The following is a 16,555-nucleotide window of genomic DNA, read 5'->3' as shown; positions in this document are numbered from 1 at the left end:
GATTTGCCTGCAAGGGAAGTAGACCCCACTGGCAGGACAGAGTTTAGCCACAGGTTGGGAAGAGGCTTTCAGCCGCCGGACTTCTTGGCCTTGTACCCGAGCTTGATCAGCTCGGCCAACAGCAACTCGACGTGATCGCCCTGAATCTCGATAACCCCGTCTTTCAACGCGCCACCGGTGCCACAGCGCTTTTTCAGCGAGGTGGCCAATTCCTTCAGGGCTTCTTCAGCCAGGGGCACGCCGGTGATAGTGGTCACCGTCTTGCCGCCACGGCCTTTGCTCTCGCGACGCACGCGGGCAATACCGTCGCCTTCGGGGATCAGGGTCTGTTTGCAGGTGCACGAATCCACGGGCTGACGACAGTCCGGGCAGTGTCGACCTGCATCGGTGGAAAATACCAGGCCACCAAGGGCGGCGAAGGATGCGGCTTTTTTGGCCACCGGCAATCCTCTTGGGAGGATGAAGACTGATCGGCGCCGCACAAGGCGGTGACCGACCGCGAAGCCCCACTCAGGCAGGGGCAGCGCTACCGAACCGCTAATGTGGTTCGGGTGAAAAGGCGCGCAGTGTAACGGCAAAAAGCCGACTTGCTAAGAGCCAAATGGCGCCATTTTTTGCAACTTTAGCGACGCGAGGCCAGATAGCGCCGCAAGCCTTCCTGGGCGTCCGGGCAGTAGGGCTTTTGTTCGGCCTCTTGCTGGATGATTTCGATGCTTAAAAACCGCGCTTCCATGACCTCCTCGGGCTGCAGGCGCAGGGGGCCATCCCAGACGGCAGAGTAGGATTTGCACCAAAGCCGACTGTCGCCATCCTCAAAATAGAAATGGTCATGTTCGGTCAAGGGCACACCGCTGACGCCCAATTCCTCTTCCAACTCGCGGGCTGCCGAAACGGCATAACTCTCACCTTTGGCCACCATCCCACCCGCCGCCGTATCCCAATACCCTGGATACAACGCCTTGCTCAGTGTGCGCCGGTGCACACACAGCTCGCCTTTGGAATTGAACAGGAAGATAAACGTGCAACGGCCGATCAAGCCGCGCTGGCGCAGGTCGGACCTGACCAGGTGACCGAGCAGGTGGTCCTGCTCGTCGACCCAGCAGATCAGTTCAGCGTCGGAGGCCGCTCGGTGTGCGGCCTCCTTTTGAGTAGCGTCCATCATCAACCCTGGTTGAGGAGCTGACGCAAGTCGATCACTGCAGCGTTTGCCCGGGAAATATAGTTGGCCATCACCAGCGAATGGTTCGCCAGTACGCCGAAGCCGCTGCCGTTAAGAATCATAGGACTCCATACCGGTTCCTGCGAGGCCTCCAGCTCACGAATGATCTGGCGCACGCTGACCGTGGCGTTTTTCTTGGCCAGTACGTCGGCAAAATCGACTTCGATGGCACGCAGCAGATGGGACAGCGCCCACGCCTGGCCGCGCGCTTCGTAGAACACGTTGTCGATCTGCATCCATGGGGTTTCCACCACTTCTTCATCGACCTGCGGTACTTCACCCGGCGCCAGCGTCTCGGTTTTCAGCGCAGTGTTCAACTTGACCCGGCCCACGCTGGCGGACAGGCGCTGGGACAGCGAGCCCAAACGTGTGGCCACATCGCCCAGCCAGTTGTTGAGGTTGTCGGCACGCGCATAAAACAGCGCGCCGCGCTGGTTCGGGTCAGACAGGCGCGCTTCGTAGCGGCTCAGGGAATTGATGCCTTCCTGGTATTCCGACTCACTGGATGGCAGCACCCAACTCTTGTTGTCGAAGTTGAAGCGCGGCTCGGCCTTGGCCAAGTCAGCGTCTTCAGCCGACTGCGACTGGGAGCGGGCGAAGTCTTTACGCAGGGCACGGGTGAGGTCACGCACCTGCACCAGCACGCCGTATTCCCAGCTCGGCATGTTGTCCATCCACAAGCCTGGCGGGAAACGGTCGTTGGAGATGTAGCCGCCTGGCTTGTTCAGCAAGGTGCCGACCACGGTCTTGAGGGTTTCGACGGTGGTGTAACCCACCACCATCTGCTTGCCTTCCTTCTCGGCGGCAAGCTGGGCATTTTGCTGCACCGGAAACAGCGCCGGCTCTTGGCTCCAGTACCAACCCAGGCCACCGGTGACCAGCAGGTACAAGCCGATGATGCTGAGCAACGCCCGGCTCATCAGCAGGTTGCGAAAATAGCTGCGGTTGGCCGACTTGGGCTCAGGGGCGGGGCCTTTGGCACTGCCTTCGCGGTTTTTCCAGTCCAGCATGGCGATATCCTTTCAATCACTTGAGTTCATGCACGTCAATTGTCCGGGTGCGTTCAGACATTCCGACCACAACCCTACCCCATCGTGCCCATCGGTGCGGGGCTTTTACACGAAACTGGCGCACCAGCGCGCTTGGACTATAAAGGATGCACGCGATTTACGCTGCGCGACCCACTGGTCAATAACTGAATGGCAGGCACGCAGACTTAATTGACGTATGACACTCATCTATCAGAAAAGAGGTGCTAGCATAGAGCCATCAGTCGACCTCAGCATGCACCCTCACAGTAGTCAGGATATGACCGAGTCAGAAGACCCCAGCCGCGAGCGTCTCAAGCAGCACTTTGCCCAGCGGGTAATTCATCAGGCACGTCAAATTCTTGAGATCTGGCAGCGCCTGCAACGCAGCGAGTGGTCGAACGCCGACTTTTCCGAACTCAGCGAAGCCAACCTGCGCCTGCAACGCTTCGCCGAACGCTTCGAACAGCCCGAACACACACAACTGGCGCGGCATATCAGTGAATCCTTGCAGGCCGTGGACGAGAACCGTGGCCGTCTGAGCAGCCAACTGATCACCGAGCTCAACCGCTTGATGCAACGCCTGTCCCGCACCGGCCTGCGCCAGGGCGATCAGCTTGAGCAAACCTTCCTGCCGCCAATGCGCAAGCCGATCTATGTGATGCTGGCCGACCATGACCGCGCCGAACGCCTGGCCAAGCAGTTGGAGTTCTTCGGCATGGGCGCCCACGCCCTGGACAGCATAGCCGCCTTTCGCGCGTCCATGGCCGAGCGTTTGCCGTCGGCGATCGTGATGGACGTGGACTTCTGCGGCACGGGCCTGGGCCTGAAGCTCGCGGCAGAGGCCCAGGAGGGCCTGGAGCAAAAGCTGCCGCTGTTGTTTTTCAGCCTGCACGAAACCGACACCCCGACACGCCTGGCCGCCGTACGCGCCGGCGGCGAAGAGTTCCTGACCGGCACCCTGGAGGCCTCAAGCCTGCTGGAAAAGATCGAAGTGCTAACCTGCGCAGCCCAGTACGAACCGTACAAAGTGCTGATCATCGACGACTCGCGGGCCCAGGCGCTGCACACCGAACGCCTGCTCAACAGTGCCGGCATTGTCACCCGCACCTTGACCGAACCGATCCAGGCCATGGCCGAGCTGGCGGATTTCCAGCCCGACCTGATCATCCTCGACATGTATATGCCTGCCTGTACCGGCACCGAACTGGCCAAGGTGATTCGCCACAACGACCGCTACGTCAGTGTGCCGATCATTTACCTGTCGGCTGAGGACGACCTGGATAAACAGCTGGATGCGATGAGCGAGGGCGGTGACGATTTCCTCACCAAACCGATCAAGCCGCGTCACCTGATCACCACTGTGCGCAACCGCGCGTCACGTGCGCGCAACTTGAAGGCACGGATGGTGCGCGACAGCCTGACCGGGCTATACAACCACACGCATATCCTGCAACTGCTCGAAGATTGCAGCTTCCGCGCCCGCCGCGAGAACAAGCCCTTGAGCTTTGCCATGCTCGATATCGACCACTTCAAGCGCGTCAATGACAGCCACGGCCACCCCATGGGCGACCGGGTGATCAAGAGCCTGGCACTGTTTCTCAAGCAGCGTTTGCGCAAGACCGATTACATCGGCCGCTACGGCGGTGAAGAGTTCGCCATCGTGATGCCCGACACCGACCTGGAATCGGCCTGCAAGGTGCTTGACGATATTCGCCGACGCTTTGCAGAAATCCACTACCCCGCCCAACCGCAGGATTTGTGGTGCACCTTCAGCGCCGGCCTGGTGGAGCTGTGCGACGGTTCCGACAGCTTGATGATGGCCGCCCAGGCTGACGAAGCGCTGTACCGCGCCAAGGACGCCGGACGTAATCGCGTGCAAGCCGCTCGTACATCAAAGCAAAGTGCCATCTTTTCACCAGAATCCACCGATTCGGTCATAACGCTGTAATACAAACGCAATAAATTCAGGCGCTTATCTCTTGCCGTCGGTTGAAACCCCGCATGCGCCTGAAGCTGCTGACCAATCTCAATACCCTTCTGCTGGTGGCTGTGTGCCTGGCCCTCGGGGCGACACTGTGGTGGTCGCAACGGGCGCTGGAGCGCCCGTACTTGTTGATGGAGCGCTACCTCGGGTTGTCCCAGGTCTTTCAAAACCAGGCTGCCCGTAACATCGAGGACTACTTGGCCAGCGGCGATGCCCTGCGCCTGAGCAGTGCCACCCAGAGCCTGGAAAGCCTGCAGCTTCAATTGGGCGAACTGCCGCCCGACTTGGCGCAAACCCTGCGCCCCAGCCTCATGGACCTGGAGACTTTCAGCAAGACCGACCTGTTGGCCGCCGGTAAATTGGCTGGCGACCCGCAAGCCCTGTTGCTGCAAGCCGAGCGTGAACTGGGCGCGAACCTGGAGCAATTGAGCCAGTACGCCAGCGGTGTCAATTCCGCTGAGGCTGCACGCTATCTGTCGCCGCTGCTCGCCGCCTCACAGCACCTGGGCAAACTGTCCCTGGCCCGCGACAAGCTGGTCAGCAGCGGGCGCGCCGAGTTGGCCGCGGATGTCGAGCGAGAAGTGACCAACCTGCGAACCCAGGCCGACCTGCTTGCGCAGCTGCCCTTATTGGGAATAAAGGCCAGCGCTGAATCCAACACCGATGATTTTTCCGCGTTGATGGGCCTGGAAAATACCGAAAAAACCGAAGCCCAGGACACCGGCGTCGACCTCAAGCGCGAACTCAACAGCCTGTTGACCCGCTACCCCGCCGAACTCCAACGCACCCGTGAACAGATTCAGCAACGCAGTGACCTTGCCGCCAGCACCCACCTGAAAATCACCAACGTACAACAGGCCATCACCGGCCTCGAACCCGTGGTGCGCGCGCAACACGCGAAGATTCAGGGTGAAGTGCGTGTGATGCAAGGGGTGATGATTGGCCTGATCCTGCTGATCGCATTGCTGATCGATACCCTGCAACGCCGCCTGGCGCGCGTGCTGACCAACCTGGCACCAGCCTTGTCGACCTGGGCCGAAGGCGACTTCAGCCAACCGATTGCCCTGGGCAAGACCAATCGTGAACTGCACGATATCGAGGCCTCCCTTAACCGCCTGCGCGCCTACCTGGTGGATCTGGTCGGCACCATCCGTGGCAATGCCGAAGAAGTGGCAGGCAGCAGCCGCGCCCTGGCCGAACTGAGCAGCGGCCTGCACGACGGCGCCGAGCGCCAGGCAGGCGACACCGCGCAAATCCGTGATTCCCTGGGCGAGCTGGAAGCCACCATTCAGCAAGTCGCCGGGGATGCCAGCCAGGCCGCTGGGGCCAGCCGCAGTGCGGGCCAGGCGGTGGAGCAAGGCCAGCGTGTGATCGGCCTGAGCCTCACCGGGCTGCATGCGCTGGTAGGCGAAGTGCAGCAAAACGCGCAGATGATCGAGAAACTTGCCGAAGAGTCCGCCACCATCGGCGGCGTGCTCACGGTGATTCGCTCGATTGCCGACCAGACCAACCTGCTGGCGCTCAACGCCGCTATCGAAGCCGCCCGCGCCGGTGAAGCCGGACGTGGTTTCGCCGTGGTAGCCGACGAAGTGCGCTCCCTGGCCCAGCGTACCGCCGGCGCCACCGCCGAAATCCAGGGCCTGATCGCCGGCCTGCAAAGCGCCGCGCACCAGTCGGTAGAAGGCATGCGCGCCCAGGTCGAACACGCCGAAGCCACCGCCCAGCAGGCCCAGGCGGCGGATGGCGCGCTGGATGAAATCGTCGGGGCGATCCAGACCATCTCGGATACCGCCGTACGCATTGCCGATGTGACCGCACAGCAGAGTGGCGCCGTGAGCGAGATACGCGACAACAGTGAGCGGATTCATCAATTGGGTGAGGATAATTTGCTGCGTATTGGCCAGGGCCGTAGCCAGGGCAAGCACCTGCTGGTACTGGGCGGGCAACTGACTACCGCCGTGCAAGCCTTCCGCGTCTAACCCGATCTGATGCTCCATGAAGACCAAAATGAGGAAGCTGGCTTGCCTGCGATCCAATCAACTCGGTGATTCAGGCGAACCGAGTCGATACCTTCGCAGGCAAGCCAGCTCCCACAATTGACCGTGTCCGGCCACACACTCCACGACGCGAAGCGAGCCGCTCTTGATCTGCTTTTGATCTTGATCTCAGGCGCCCCGTTAAACCACGCTGGCCGGAATTCGACAGGGATTTGGGGGGTAAACCGGCAGGGATGCCGGTTTAGCCGCCCCGCGCCATGGATGGCGCGTGGCGGCGGCCCCCCAAATCACTGGCGGATTACGGGCACATCGAGCCTAAGCGAGATGCCGAGTGGTGGGGCAAGAGCGCTTTGCTTACTTTCGCGCTTTTCGAAAGTGAGCCGCCGTCAGGGCGGAACCCTAAGTGGCCGTTACCTAAATAACGGAATATGTACACCGCCTGACATGCTGGTCGACTGTCAGGCCGCCTTCGCAGGCAAGCCAGCTCCCACATTTGGATCGCGGGGTGTCAGGTAGACAGGCGCCGGTTGTCAGGCCTTCACGGGAGCAAGCTCCCTCGCCACAGGGTCAGTGTCGTACCGAAGTGGTATAGATACCTACGCTGCGATAGCGCAGGATCAGCCAACTCGTTCGCCACTGACACACCGTCATCGCAGGCAAGCCAGCTCCCACACTGACCGAACGCAGGCTCTTGGTCACAAATTTTGCGCAATCCTCGCTAATCGTGCCGGCTACTGCATAGAACTGGACAGTCACAAAGGCTTTGCGGCATAGTCGCCGGGTTCTGACGCACCCACACCAATAACAAGGAACAGCCAATGGCGACCTTACTGGTTCTCCACGGACCCAACCTGAACCTGCTTGGCACCCGCGAACCGGGCGTCTACGGGGCAGTGACCCTGGACCAGATCAACCTCGACCTGGAAAAGCGGGCCCGTGTTGCCGGCCACCATTTGCTCTACCTGCAAAGCAATGCCGAGTATGAATTGATTGATCGCATCCATGCCGCGCGCGGCGAAGGCGTGGACTTTATTCTGATCAATCCCGCCGCTTTTACGCACACAAGCGTTGCATTACGTGACGCGCTGCTGGCGGTGAGCATCCCATTCATCGAAGTGCATTTATCGAACGTGCACAAACGCGAAGCTTTCCGCCATCACTCTTACTTCTCCGACGTAGCGGTAGGAGTGATCTGCGGCCTTGGCGCCAGCGGTTACCGACTGGCCCTGGAGGCCGCCCTGGAACACATTGAAGAACAGGCTAAACGCCCCTGACCGACCCTTGGGAGTTGATGATTCATGGATATCCGTAAAGTTAAGAAACTGATCGAACTGCTGGAAGAATCCGGTATCGACGAGCTGGAAATCAAGGAAGGCGAAGAGTCCGTACGGATCAGCCGTCACAGCAAGACCCCGGCCCAACAGTTCTACGCGCCACAGATGCAAGCACCGGCTCCAGTCGCTGCAGCTCCGGCTGCCGCACCTGCCGCCGCCGCTGCACCTGCCGCCCCAGCCGCTCCTGCGCTGAACGGCTTCGTGGTCAAGTCGCCAATGGTCGGTACTTTCTACCGCACCCCGGCACCGACCTCGCCAGCCTTCGTTGAAGTGGGCAAGACCGTGAAAGTGGGCGACACCATCTGCATCGTTGAAGCGATGAAAATGATGAACCACATCACCGCGGAAAAAGCCGGCGTCATTGAATCCATCCTGGTAGAAAACGGTCAGCCGGTTGAGTACGACCAGCCGCTGTTCACCATCGTTTGAACCGCGGAGCGCCTTCGATGTTGAAACCTGCGAAGAAACTGCAAAAAGTCCTGATCGCCAACCGCGGCGAGATCGCGCTGCGTATCCTGCGCGCCTGTAAGGAAGAGGGCATCAAGACCGTCGCTGTTTACTCGACGGCCGATACCGAATTGATGCACGTGAAACTGGCGGACGAAAGCATCTGCATCGGCCCGCCACTGGCCACGAACTCGTACCTGAAAGTCTCGAATATCATCGCCGCGGCAGAAGTGACCGGCGCCGATGGCATCCACCCGGGCTACGGCTTCCTCGCGGAAAACGCCGACTTCGCCGAACAAGTGGAAAAATCCGGGTTTGCCTTCATCGGCCCGAAAGCCGAAACCATTCGCCTGATGGGCGACAAGGTCTCGGCCAAGGACGCCATGATCGCGGCCGGCGTGCCAACCGTTCCAGGCTCCGATGGCCCACTGCCTGAAGACGAGGAAACCGCTCTGCGCATTGGTCGCGAAGTCGGCTACCCGGTGATCATCAAGGCCGCCGGTGGCGGTGGTGGTCGCGGCATGCGCGTGGTGCACAAGGAAGAAGACCTGATCGAAGCCGCCAAGCAGACCCGCTCCGAAGCGGGCGCCTGGTTCGGCAACCCGATGGTCTACCTGGAGAAGTACCTGACCAACCCACGTCACGTGGAAGTCCAGGTACTGTCCGACGGCCAGGGCCACGCCATCCACCTGGGTGATCGCGATTGCTCGCTGCAACGTCGCCACCAGAAGGTACTGGAAGAAGCCCCGGCACCGGGCCTGGACGAGAAAGCCCGCCAGGAAGTACTGGCGCGTTGCGTCAAGGCGTGCATCGACATCAACTACCGTGGCGCCGGTACCTTCGAGTTCCTCTACGAAAACGGCCGCTTCTACTTCATCGAGATGAACACTCGTGTGCAAGTAGAGCACCCGGTATCGGAGATGGTCACCGGTATCGACATCGTCAAGGAGATGCTGAGCATCGCCGCCGGTAACGTGCTGTCCTTCACCCAGGACGACGTGAAGATGCATGGCCACTCCCTGGAGTGCCGCATCAACGCCGAAGACCCGAAAACCTTTATCCCAAGCCCTGGCCTGGTCAAGCATTTCCACGCGCCCGGCGGCAACGGCGTACGTGTGGATTCGCACCTGTACAGCGGCTACAAGGTTCCGTCCAACTACGACTCGCTGATCGGCAAGCTGATCACCTGGGGCGCCACTCGCGACGAGGCCATGGCCCGTATGCGCAACGCCCTGGACGAAATCGTGGTCGACGGCATCAAGACCAACATCCCGCTGCATCGGGATCTGGTTCGTGATGAAGGCTTCTGCGAAGGTGGTGTGAACATTCACTACCTGGAACACAAGCTGGCCAACCAGTAAGTGCTCCACCCAACAAAACCGCCTTCGGGCGGTTTTGTTGTTTATGGGCCCCGATAACACCACAAAGCCCTGTGAGAGCAGGCTTGTGTGGGAGCTGGCTTGCCTGCGATGGCATCACCTCGGTCCGGCAGAAAAACCGAGGTGCCTGCATCGCGGGCAAGCCCGGCTCCCACACGAGCTCCACATTTGAACAGTGTGCTGCCTGTGGTGTCGTCTTCTGCCCTCCGCTCGCGTAAACTTGCGCGCTTTCGCGGCCTGCCCGCCGCACATTCATTTTTTTCAAAGGTGCCCGCCATGCCTTGGCTGCAAGTCCGTCTCGCCATCAGCCCAGAACAAGCCGAAACCTACGAAGACGCGTTCCTCGAAGTGGGCGCCGTGTCGGTGACCTTCATGGATGCCGAAGACCAGCCGATTTTCGAGCCGGAACTCAACACCACGCCGCTGTGGTCCCACACCCACTTGCTGGCCCTGTTCGAGGACGGCACCGACGCCGCCGCCGTGCTGGCCCATATGGAACTGCTCACCGGCGGCCCGCTGCCCGAGCATCACAGCGAAGTCATCGAAGACCAGGACTGGGAACGCAGCTGGATGGACAACTTCCAGCCCATGCGTTTCGGCCAGCGCCTGTGGATCGTGCCAAGCTGGCACGCCGCGCCCGAGCCAGACGCCGTCAACCTGCTGCTGGACCCGGGCCTTGCGTTCGGTACCGGCACGCACCCGACCACCGCCCTGTGCCTGGAATGGCTGGACGGCCAGGACCTGACCGACAGCAACGTACTGGACTTCGGTTGCGGCTCGGGGATCCTGGCCATCGCCGCCCTGCTGTTGGGCGCCAAGGAGGCCGTGGGCACCGATATCGACGTGCAGGCCCTGGAAGCCTCCCGCGATAACGCCGGGCGCAACAACATTGCCGAAGGCAAATTCCCACTCTACCTGCCTGAGGACCTGCCCCAGGTTCAGGCCGATGTGCTGGTGGCCAATATCCTCGCCGGACCACTGGTGTCGCTGGCGCCGCAACTGTCGAGCCTGGTCAAGCCGGGCGGGCGCCTGGCGCTGTCGGGCATCCTCGCCGAGCAAGGTGAAGACGTGGCTGCGGCCTACGCCAAAGACTTCGAGCTGGACCCGATCGCCAACCGTGATGGTTGGGTACGCATCAGCGGTCGTCGGCGCTAGAATGAGCGCTTGCCTGAATCGGATGGCCGCATGACCGACAGTTTCGTCACCCAGTGCCCACATTGCCAATCGCGCTTTCGCGTCAACCACGCTCAGTTGAGCGTGGCCCGCGGCGTGGTGCGTTGCGGCTCGTGCCTGCAAGTGTTCAACGCCGCCCGCCAGTTGCTGGAGCAACGCGCCCAGGCGTCTGCGCCGGAACCTGAAGCGCCGACAACCCCCGAACCGATTGGCGAAGCACCTCCCGAGCCACCACGGGCCATCAGCCAGAAACAGTGGACGGCCGAAGAGCTGGACCTGGATAACCTGGACAAGGAACTGGCCAAGCTGGAACGTCGCGAGATCCAACATACCCAGGCCTTGGGTGCGGAACGTCGCCAGCCAGGTGCCGACCGCCGGCAAAAGGAAGAGTCCTTCAGCGCCAGCCGCGATACGGTCAAGGCCGAGGAAGAAAAGTGGGCGGCCAGCCTGTTCAGTGAGCCCCCCGAAGAGCGCGCCCAGGCACCAGAAGAAGAGCCCGAGCCCGTTAAGGCACCTGCGTCCAAACAGCGCACCGAACCGTCCATGTCGGCCCACGTCGACGAACTCGATGACGAACCAGCTCTGCACGCTCCTACCGTGGATGACGACCTCGACCCGCCGCTGAAACCCACCCGCGACGAGCACGATGAGTCTGAACCCGAAGACCGCACGTTCGCGCGCCGCAAGCGCACGCGAACGGAGGCTGGTGTACACGACGAGTTGCTCCAGGACCTGGAAGACGACCCCCTGCACCTGTATGCGCAGAAGCGTCCGTCAGGCTGGGGTCGCCGTCTGGTCTGGATATTGTTGGTGGTACTCGCCGCCGCAGGCCTGGCCGGCCAGTACATCGCCTACCAATTCGACGACGTGGCCCGCCAGGACGCCTACCGTCCCTGGTTCCAGGCGCTATGCCCGAAACTGGGGTGCACCGTGCCATCGCGGGTCGACATTACCCATATAAAGAGCAGCAATCTGGTGGTGCGCAGCCACCCCGAATTCGCCGGGGCGCTGGTGGTGGATGCCATCATCTATAACCGCGCGACCTTCTCCCAGCCCTTCCCGCTGCTGGAACTGCGCTTTGCGGACTTGAACGGCAGCCTGATTGCCAGTCGTCGCTTCAAGCCCGCCGAATACCTCAGCGGCGAGTTGGCTGGCGTCAGCGAAATGCCCTCGCAGACGCCGATCCACATCTCCCTGGACATTCTTGATCCGGGCAATAGAGCCGTAAACTACAGCCTGAGCTTCCACTCGCCCGAGTAAAACGGCGCGCCCACCGAGGTTTGACGGCGGATTATTGACTTGACCGCCGTCGACCAAACCGATGGCGATAAAAAAGTAACTGTTCAGATTTTATCCAATTCAGCCTTTAACCAGTCATCGAGAGCGGGTATCATGCCAACCCTTTTTCGAACTCTAATGATCCGGCCCCACAACAGGGAAGTCCTATGTCGGCGGTACGCATCGGCCCATACACATTGCAAAACGGCTTGATCCTCGCCCCAATGGCGGGTGTCACCGACCAGCCCTTTCGTCAGCTGTGCAAGCGTTTGGGCGCGGGTCTAGTAGTCTCTGAAATGGTTACCAGCGACATGAGTCTGTGGAACACCCGCAAGTCGCGGATGCGCATGATCCACGAAGGTGATCCCGAGCCACGCTCGGTACAGATCGCCGGGGGCGATGCGCAGATGCTGGCGGATGCCGCACGGGCCAATGTGGAGCTGGGTGCACAGATCATCGATATCAACATGGGCTGCCCGGCCAAGAAGGTCTGCAACAAGGCCGCCGGTTCCGCACTGTTGAAAGATGAGCAGTTGGTCGCCGAGATCCTGCAGGCCGTTGTTGGCGCAGTGGATGTACCGGTGACCCTGAAGATTCGTACCGGTTGGGACCGGGACAACAAGAATGGCCTGACGGTGGCGAAGATCGCTGAACAGGCAGGCATTACAGCGCTGGCGGTGCATGGCCGTACCCGCGCCGACCTTTACACCGGTGAAGCCGAGTACGACACCATTGCCGCGATCAAGCAGGCCGTGTCGATGCCCGTCTTTGCCAATGGCGACATCGACAGTGCCGAGAAAGCCCGGCGCGTGCTGCACGCGACCGGTGCCGATGGCTTGTTGATTGGCCGGGCCGCCCAGGGGCGGCCGTGGATTTTTCGTGAAATCGAGCATTTCCTGCGTACCGGTGAAGTCTTGCCGGCACCAGAGTTGGTCGAGGTGGAACGTATTCTGCTAGAGCACCTGGCCGCCCTGCACGCCTTTTATGGGGACGTGATGGGAGTACGCATTGCTCGCAAGCATGTCGGCTGGTATCTCGCCACCTTGCCGGGCGCCAAGGAATTCCGCGCTCAGTTCAATCGTTTGGATGAAACGCAGGCACAGGTCGCCACCGTTCGTGAGTTCTTCGCCGGACGCGACAAGAGCCTGGGAACAGGGGATGGAGAAGGGGTGGCCGCATGACGATGATGACCGAGACTTTAGTGAGTGGAACAACACCCGTGAGCGACAATGTCAATTTGAAACAGCACCTCAACACGCCGAGCGAAGAAGGCCAGACCCTTCGCGGGAGTGTCGAGAAGGCGCTGCACAATTATTTCGCCCACCTTGAGGGCGCTTCCGTCACGGATGTGTACAACCTGGTGCTCTCCGAAGTCGAGGCGCCCTTGCTCGAAAGCGTGATGAACTACGTCAAGGGCAACCAGACCAAAGCCAGTGAGCTGCTGGGCCTCAACCGTGGCACCTTGCGCAAAAAGCTCAAGCAGTACGATTTGCTGTAAGCATTCAATCAAACCAGAAAGGCGCCCGCGTAAAACCGGTCGCCTTTTTTGCTGACTTCCTTTGCTTTTGATGGAAATTGAGATGACCGACCAGACCACCCGCCTGCCGATCCGCCGTGCCTTGATCAGTGTTTCAGACAAGACCGGGATCCTTGAATTTGCCCGGGAGCTGGAAGCCCTGGGTGTGGAAATCCTCTCCACGGGCGGGACCTTCAAACTACTGCAGGACAACGGCGTGGCCGCAGTGGAAGTCGCGGACTACACCGGTTTCGCAGAGATGATGGACGGTCGCGTCAAGACCCTGCACCCGAAAATCCACGGCGGCATCCTTGGCCGTCGCGGCATCGACGACGCCATCATGACCGAGCACGGCATCAAGCCCATCGACCTGGTGGCCGTTAACCTCTACCCGTTCGAAGCCACCATCAACAAGCCAGGTTGTGACCTGCCGACCGCCATCGAAAACATCGATATCGGCGGCCCGACCATGGTGCGCTCGGCGGCCAAGAACCATAAGGACGTGGCCATCGTGGTCAATGCCAGCGACTACGCCAACGTCCTGGAAAACCTCAAGGCCGGTGGCCTGACCTACGCCCAGCGCTTCGACCTGATGCTCAAGGCGTTCGAACACACCGCCGCCTATGACGGCATGATCGCCAACTACATGGGCACCGTGAACCAAGCGGCTGACACCCTGAGCACAGAAGGTCGCAGCCAGTTCCCGCGCACCTTCAACAGCCAGTTCATCAAGGCCCAGGAAATGCGCTACGGCGAGAACCCGCACCAGAGTGCGGCGTTCTACATGGAAGCCAAGCCGGCCGAAGTGGGCATCGCCACCGCCACTCAGTTGCAAGGTAAAGAACTCTCCTACAACAACGTGGCCGATACAGACGCTGCGCTGGAATGTGTGAAGAGCTTCGTCAAGCCGGCCTGCGTGATCGTCAAGCACGCCAACCCGTGCGGCGTGGCCGTCAGCCCGGACGCTGAAGGCGGTATCCGCCAGGCGTACGAACTGGCCTACGCCACCGACACCGAATCCGCATTCGGCGGCATCATTGCCTTCAACCGCGAACTGGATGCCGAGACCGCCAAGGCCATCGTCGAGCGTCAGTTCGTCGAAGTGATCATCGCCCCAAGCGTCAGCGAAGAAGCCCGCGCCATCGTCGCCGCCAAAGCCAACGTGCGCCTGCTGGCCTGTGGCGAGTGGTCGGCAGACCGCGCCGCGGCCTGGGACTACAAGCGCGTCAATGGCGGCCTGCTGGTACAGAGCCGCGACATCGGCATGATCGGCAGCGATGACCTGAAAGTCGTGACCAAGCGCGCGCCGACCGAGCAAGAGATCAACGACCTGATCTTCGCCTGGAAAGTGGCCAAATACGTCAAGTCCAACGCCATCGTCTACGCCAAGAACCGCCAGACCATCGGTGTCGGCGCTGGCCAGATGAGCCGCGTGAACTCGGCACGTATCGCCGCGATCAAGGCTGAGCATGCCGGTTTGCAGGTGGTGGGTTCGGTGATGGCTTCCGATGCGTTCTTCCCGTTCCGTGACGGCCTGGACAACGCCGCGAAAGCAGGCGTGACCGCCGTGATCCAACCAGGCGGTTCGATGCGTGATGCAGAAGTCATCGCCGCCGCTGATGAAGCGGGCATTGCGATGGTCTTCACCGGCATGCGCCACTTCCGCCACTGATTGATTTGATCTCAAGCGGGCACTGGCTTGATGTGGGAGCTGGCTTGCCTGCGATGGCATCACCTCGGTGCAACTGACACACCGAGGTACCCGCATCGCAGGCAAGCAAGCTCGCACAGGAAAACAGCCAACAGTGCTCCCCCGAATTTGCGTCATCCGAGGTTTTTGAAATGAATGTTTTGATCATTGGCAGCGGTGGCCGTGAACACGCCCTGGCCTGGAAAGTAGCCCAGGACCCACGCGTGCAGAAAGTCTTCGTTGCTCCCGGCAACGCCGGCACCGCCATCGAAGCCAAGTGTGAAAACGTCGCCATCGACGTGCTGGCCCTGGAGCAGTTGGCAGATTTTGCCGAGAAGAATGTTTCCCTGACCATCGTCGGCCCGGAAGTGCCACTGGTAGCAGGCGTCGTCGATCTGTTCCGCAGCCGTGGCCTGGATTGCTTTGGCCCTACCGCTGGCGCCGCCCAGCTGGAAGGCTCGAAAGCCTTTACCAAGGACTTCCTGGCTCGACACAAGATCCCGACGGCCGACTACCAGAACTTCACCGAGATCGAGCCTGCACTGGCTTACTTGCGTGAGAAAGGTGCACCGATCGTGATCAAGGCCGATGGCCTGGCTGCCGGCAAAGGCGTGATCGTCGCCATGACCCTGCAGGAAGCCGAAGACGCGGTGCGCGACATGCTCGCCGGCAATGCCTTCGGTGACGCCGGTTCGCGTGTGGTCATCGAGGAGTTCCTCGACGGCGAGGAGGCCAGTTTTATCGTGATGGTCGACGGCAAGAACGTATTGCCGATGGCCACCAGCCAGGACCACAAGCGCGTCGGCAACGGCGACAGCGGCCCGAACACTGGCGGCATGGGTGCCTACTCCCCGGCGCCCGTTGTAACCGCCGACGTCCACCAGCGCGTAATGGACCTGGTGATCTGGCCAACCGTGCGCGGCATGGCGGATGAAGGCAACGTGTACACCGGTTTCCTCTACGCTGGCCTGATGATCGACAAAGCCGGTAACCCCAAAGTCATCGAGTTCAACTGCCGCTTCGGCGATCCGGAAACCCAACCGGTGATGCTGCGCCTGCAATCGAGCCTGGTGCTGCTGGTGGAAGCCGCCCTCGCCCAGGCCCTGGACAAGGTCGAAGCGCAGTGGGACCCACGTCCTAGCGTCGGGATTGTGCTGGCGGCCGGTGGCTATCCTGCCGACTACGCCAAGGGCGATGTGATCGAAGGCCTCGACGCGGCCGCTGCGCTGGAAGGCAAAGTGTTCCATGCCGGCACCGCGCTCAAGGACGGTAAAGTTGTAACCGCCGGTGGCCGCGTATTGTGCGCCACCGCGATGGGTGCAAGTGTCGATGCCGCGCAACAACAGGCGTACAAACTGGCGGCGAAAATCGACTGGAAAGGCTGCTTCTACCGCACCGACATTGGCTACCGTGCCATTGCCCGCGAACGCGGTGAGAACAACTGAGCAGCTACACTTGCAGTAGCTATCCGTTCGGTTAGGTAAGGGCCTTTGGCCCTTGCCGTACC

13 protein-coding genes and 1 pseudogene are annotated in these 16,555 nt (G+C 61.0%); 11 read left to right on the top strand and 3 right to left on the bottom strand.

Annotated features, from left to right (window positions below):
• Positions 1-68: 68 nt before the first annotated feature.
• The 3 genes from CLM72_RS03135 to CLM72_RS03125 form a co-directional block, all read right to left on the bottom strand.
• Complete coding sequence (locus CLM72_RS03135) at positions 69-440, bottom strand: translation initiation factor Sui1 (RefSeq protein WP_003188201.1); 372 nt, start codon at positions 438-440, stop codon at positions 69-71.
• A 182-nt stretch (positions 441-622) separates the two neighbouring features.
• Positions 623-1,159, bottom strand: coding sequence for an NUDIX hydrolase (locus tag CLM72_RS03130; protein ID WP_105225603.1), 537 nt, complete (start codon positions 1,157-1,159; stop codon positions 623-625).
• A 2-nt stretch (positions 1,160-1,161) separates the two neighbouring features.
• Positions 1,162-2,229 (bottom strand): DUF2333 family protein, encoded by a 1,068-nt coding sequence (locus CLM72_RS03125; protein ID WP_105225602.1) that lies wholly within the window; start codon positions 2,227-2,229, stop codon positions 1,162-1,164.
• A gap of 298 nt (positions 2,230-2,527) precedes the next feature.
• On the opposite strand from CLM72_RS03125, the gene CLM72_RS03120 reads away from it, so the two are divergent.
• The 11 genes and pseudogenes from CLM72_RS03120 (at position 2,528) to purD (ending at position 16,493) form a co-directional block, all read left to right on the top strand.
• Positions 2,528-4,198, top strand: coding sequence for a PleD family two-component system response regulator (locus CLM72_RS03120; RefSeq protein WP_105225601.1), 1,671 nt, complete (start codon positions 2,528-2,530; stop codon positions 4,196-4,198).
• 1,499 nt (positions 4,199-5,697) lie between these two features.
• Positions 5,698-6,213, top strand: a pseudogene (locus CLM72_RS29495) (methyl-accepting chemotaxis protein); the annotation flags it as partial.
• An 836-nt stretch (positions 6,214-7,049) separates the two neighbouring features.
• Positions 7,050-7,505, top strand: coding sequence for a type II 3-dehydroquinate dehydratase (gene aroQ, locus CLM72_RS03110; protein WP_073524980.1), 456 nt, complete (start codon positions 7,050-7,052; stop codon positions 7,503-7,505).
• 24 nt (positions 7,506-7,529) lie between these two features.
• Positions 7,530-7,994, top strand: coding sequence for an acetyl-CoA carboxylase biotin carboxyl carrier protein (accB, locus tag CLM72_RS03105; RefSeq protein WP_105225599.1), 465 nt, complete (start codon positions 7,530-7,532; stop codon positions 7,992-7,994).
• Positions 7,995-8,011: 17 nt separating this feature from the next.
• Positions 8,012-9,373, top strand: coding sequence for an acetyl-CoA carboxylase biotin carboxylase subunit (gene accC, locus CLM72_RS03100; RefSeq protein ID WP_003188188.1), 1,362 nt, complete (start codon positions 8,012-8,014; stop codon positions 9,371-9,373).
• A gap of 294 nt (positions 9,374-9,667) precedes the next feature.
• Entirely contained in the window at positions 9,668-10,546 is an 879-nt protein-coding gene (gene prmA / locus CLM72_RS03090) for a 50S ribosomal protein L11 methyltransferase (protein ID WP_034134793.1), read from the top strand.
• Positions 10,547-10,576: 30 nt separating this feature from the next.
• Complete coding sequence (locus tag CLM72_RS03085) at positions 10,577-11,824, top strand: DUF3426 domain-containing protein (protein WP_105225597.1); 1,248 nt, start codon at positions 10,577-10,579, stop codon at positions 11,822-11,824.
• Positions 11,825-12,009: 185 nt separating this feature from the next.
• Positions 12,010-13,023 carry a tRNA dihydrouridine synthase DusB gene (dusB, locus tag CLM72_RS03075; RefSeq protein ID WP_034126416.1) on the top strand — a complete coding sequence of 338 codons (1,014 nt, stop codon included), beginning with the start codon at positions 12,010-12,012 and terminating at the stop codon, positions 13,021-13,023.
• A complete protein-coding gene (fis, locus tag CLM72_RS03070; protein WP_002555375.1) occupies positions 13,020-13,340 on the top strand; it encodes a DNA-binding transcriptional regulator Fis in 321 nt (106 codons plus the stop codon). Before dusB ends, fis begins: the two co-directional genes overlap by 4 nt.
• 82 nt (positions 13,341-13,422) lie before the next feature.
• Positions 13,423-15,030, top strand: coding sequence for a bifunctional phosphoribosylaminoimidazolecarboxamide formyltransferase/IMP cyclohydrolase (gene purH / locus CLM72_RS03065; RefSeq protein ID WP_105225595.1), 1,608 nt, complete (start codon positions 13,423-13,425; stop codon positions 15,028-15,030).
• Between the two features lie 170 nt (positions 15,031-15,200).
• A complete protein-coding gene (gene purD, locus CLM72_RS03060; protein ID WP_014716727.1) occupies positions 15,201-16,493 on the top strand; it encodes a phosphoribosylamine--glycine ligase in 1,293 nt (430 codons plus the stop codon).
• Positions 16,494-16,555 lie beyond the last annotated feature (62 nt).

Source organism: Pseudomonas sp. MYb193, assembly GCF_002966775.1.
Classification (GTDB): domain Bacteria; phylum Pseudomonadota; class Gammaproteobacteria; order Pseudomonadales; family Pseudomonadaceae; genus Aquipseudomonas; species Aquipseudomonas paracarnis.
The sequence above is the reverse complement of the archived record's forward strand: the minus strand, read 5'-3'. Positions and strand labels throughout refer to the sequence as shown.

Excerpts from the sequence above, each read along its gene's own strand:
- accB (WP_105225599.1), top strand. The coding sequence starts at position 7,530 with ATGGATATCCGTAAAGTTAAGAAACTGATCGAACTGCTGGAAGAATCC.
- purH (WP_105225595.1), top strand. The coding sequence starts at position 13,423 with ATGACCGACCAGACCACCCGCCTGCCGATCCGCCGTGCCTTGATCAGT.
- CLM72_RS03130 (WP_105225603.1), bottom strand. The coding sequence starts at position 1,159 with ATGGACGCTACTCAAAAGGAGGCCGCACACCGAGCGGCCTCCGACGCT.
- dusB (WP_034126416.1), top strand. The coding sequence starts at position 12,010 with ATGTCGGCGGTACGCATCGGCCCATACACATTGCAAAACGGCTTGATC.
- purD (WP_014716727.1), top strand. The coding sequence starts at position 15,201 with ATGAATGTTTTGATCATTGGCAGCGGTGGCCGTGAACACGCCCTGGCC.
- aroQ (WP_073524980.1), top strand. The coding sequence starts at position 7,050 with ATGGCGACCTTACTGGTTCTCCACGGACCCAACCTGAACCTGCTTGGC.
- CLM72_RS03125 (WP_105225602.1), bottom strand. The coding sequence starts at position 2,229 with ATGCTGGACTGGAAAAACCGCGAAGGCAGTGCCAAAGGCCCCGCCCCT.
- fis (WP_002555375.1), top strand. The coding sequence starts at position 13,020 with ATGACGATGATGACCGAGACTTTAGTGAGTGGAACAACACCCGTGAGC.
- prmA (WP_034134793.1), top strand. The coding sequence starts at position 9,668 with ATGCCTTGGCTGCAAGTCCGTCTCGCCATCAGCCCAGAACAAGCCGAA.
- CLM72_RS03085 (WP_105225597.1), top strand. The coding sequence starts at position 10,577 with ATGACCGACAGTTTCGTCACCCAGTGCCCACATTGCCAATCGCGCTTT.
- CLM72_RS03120 (WP_105225601.1), top strand. The coding sequence starts at position 2,528 with ATGACCGAGTCAGAAGACCCCAGCCGCGAGCGTCTCAAGCAGCACTTT.
- accC (WP_003188188.1), top strand. The coding sequence starts at position 8,012 with ATGTTGAAACCTGCGAAGAAACTGCAAAAAGTCCTGATCGCCAACCGC.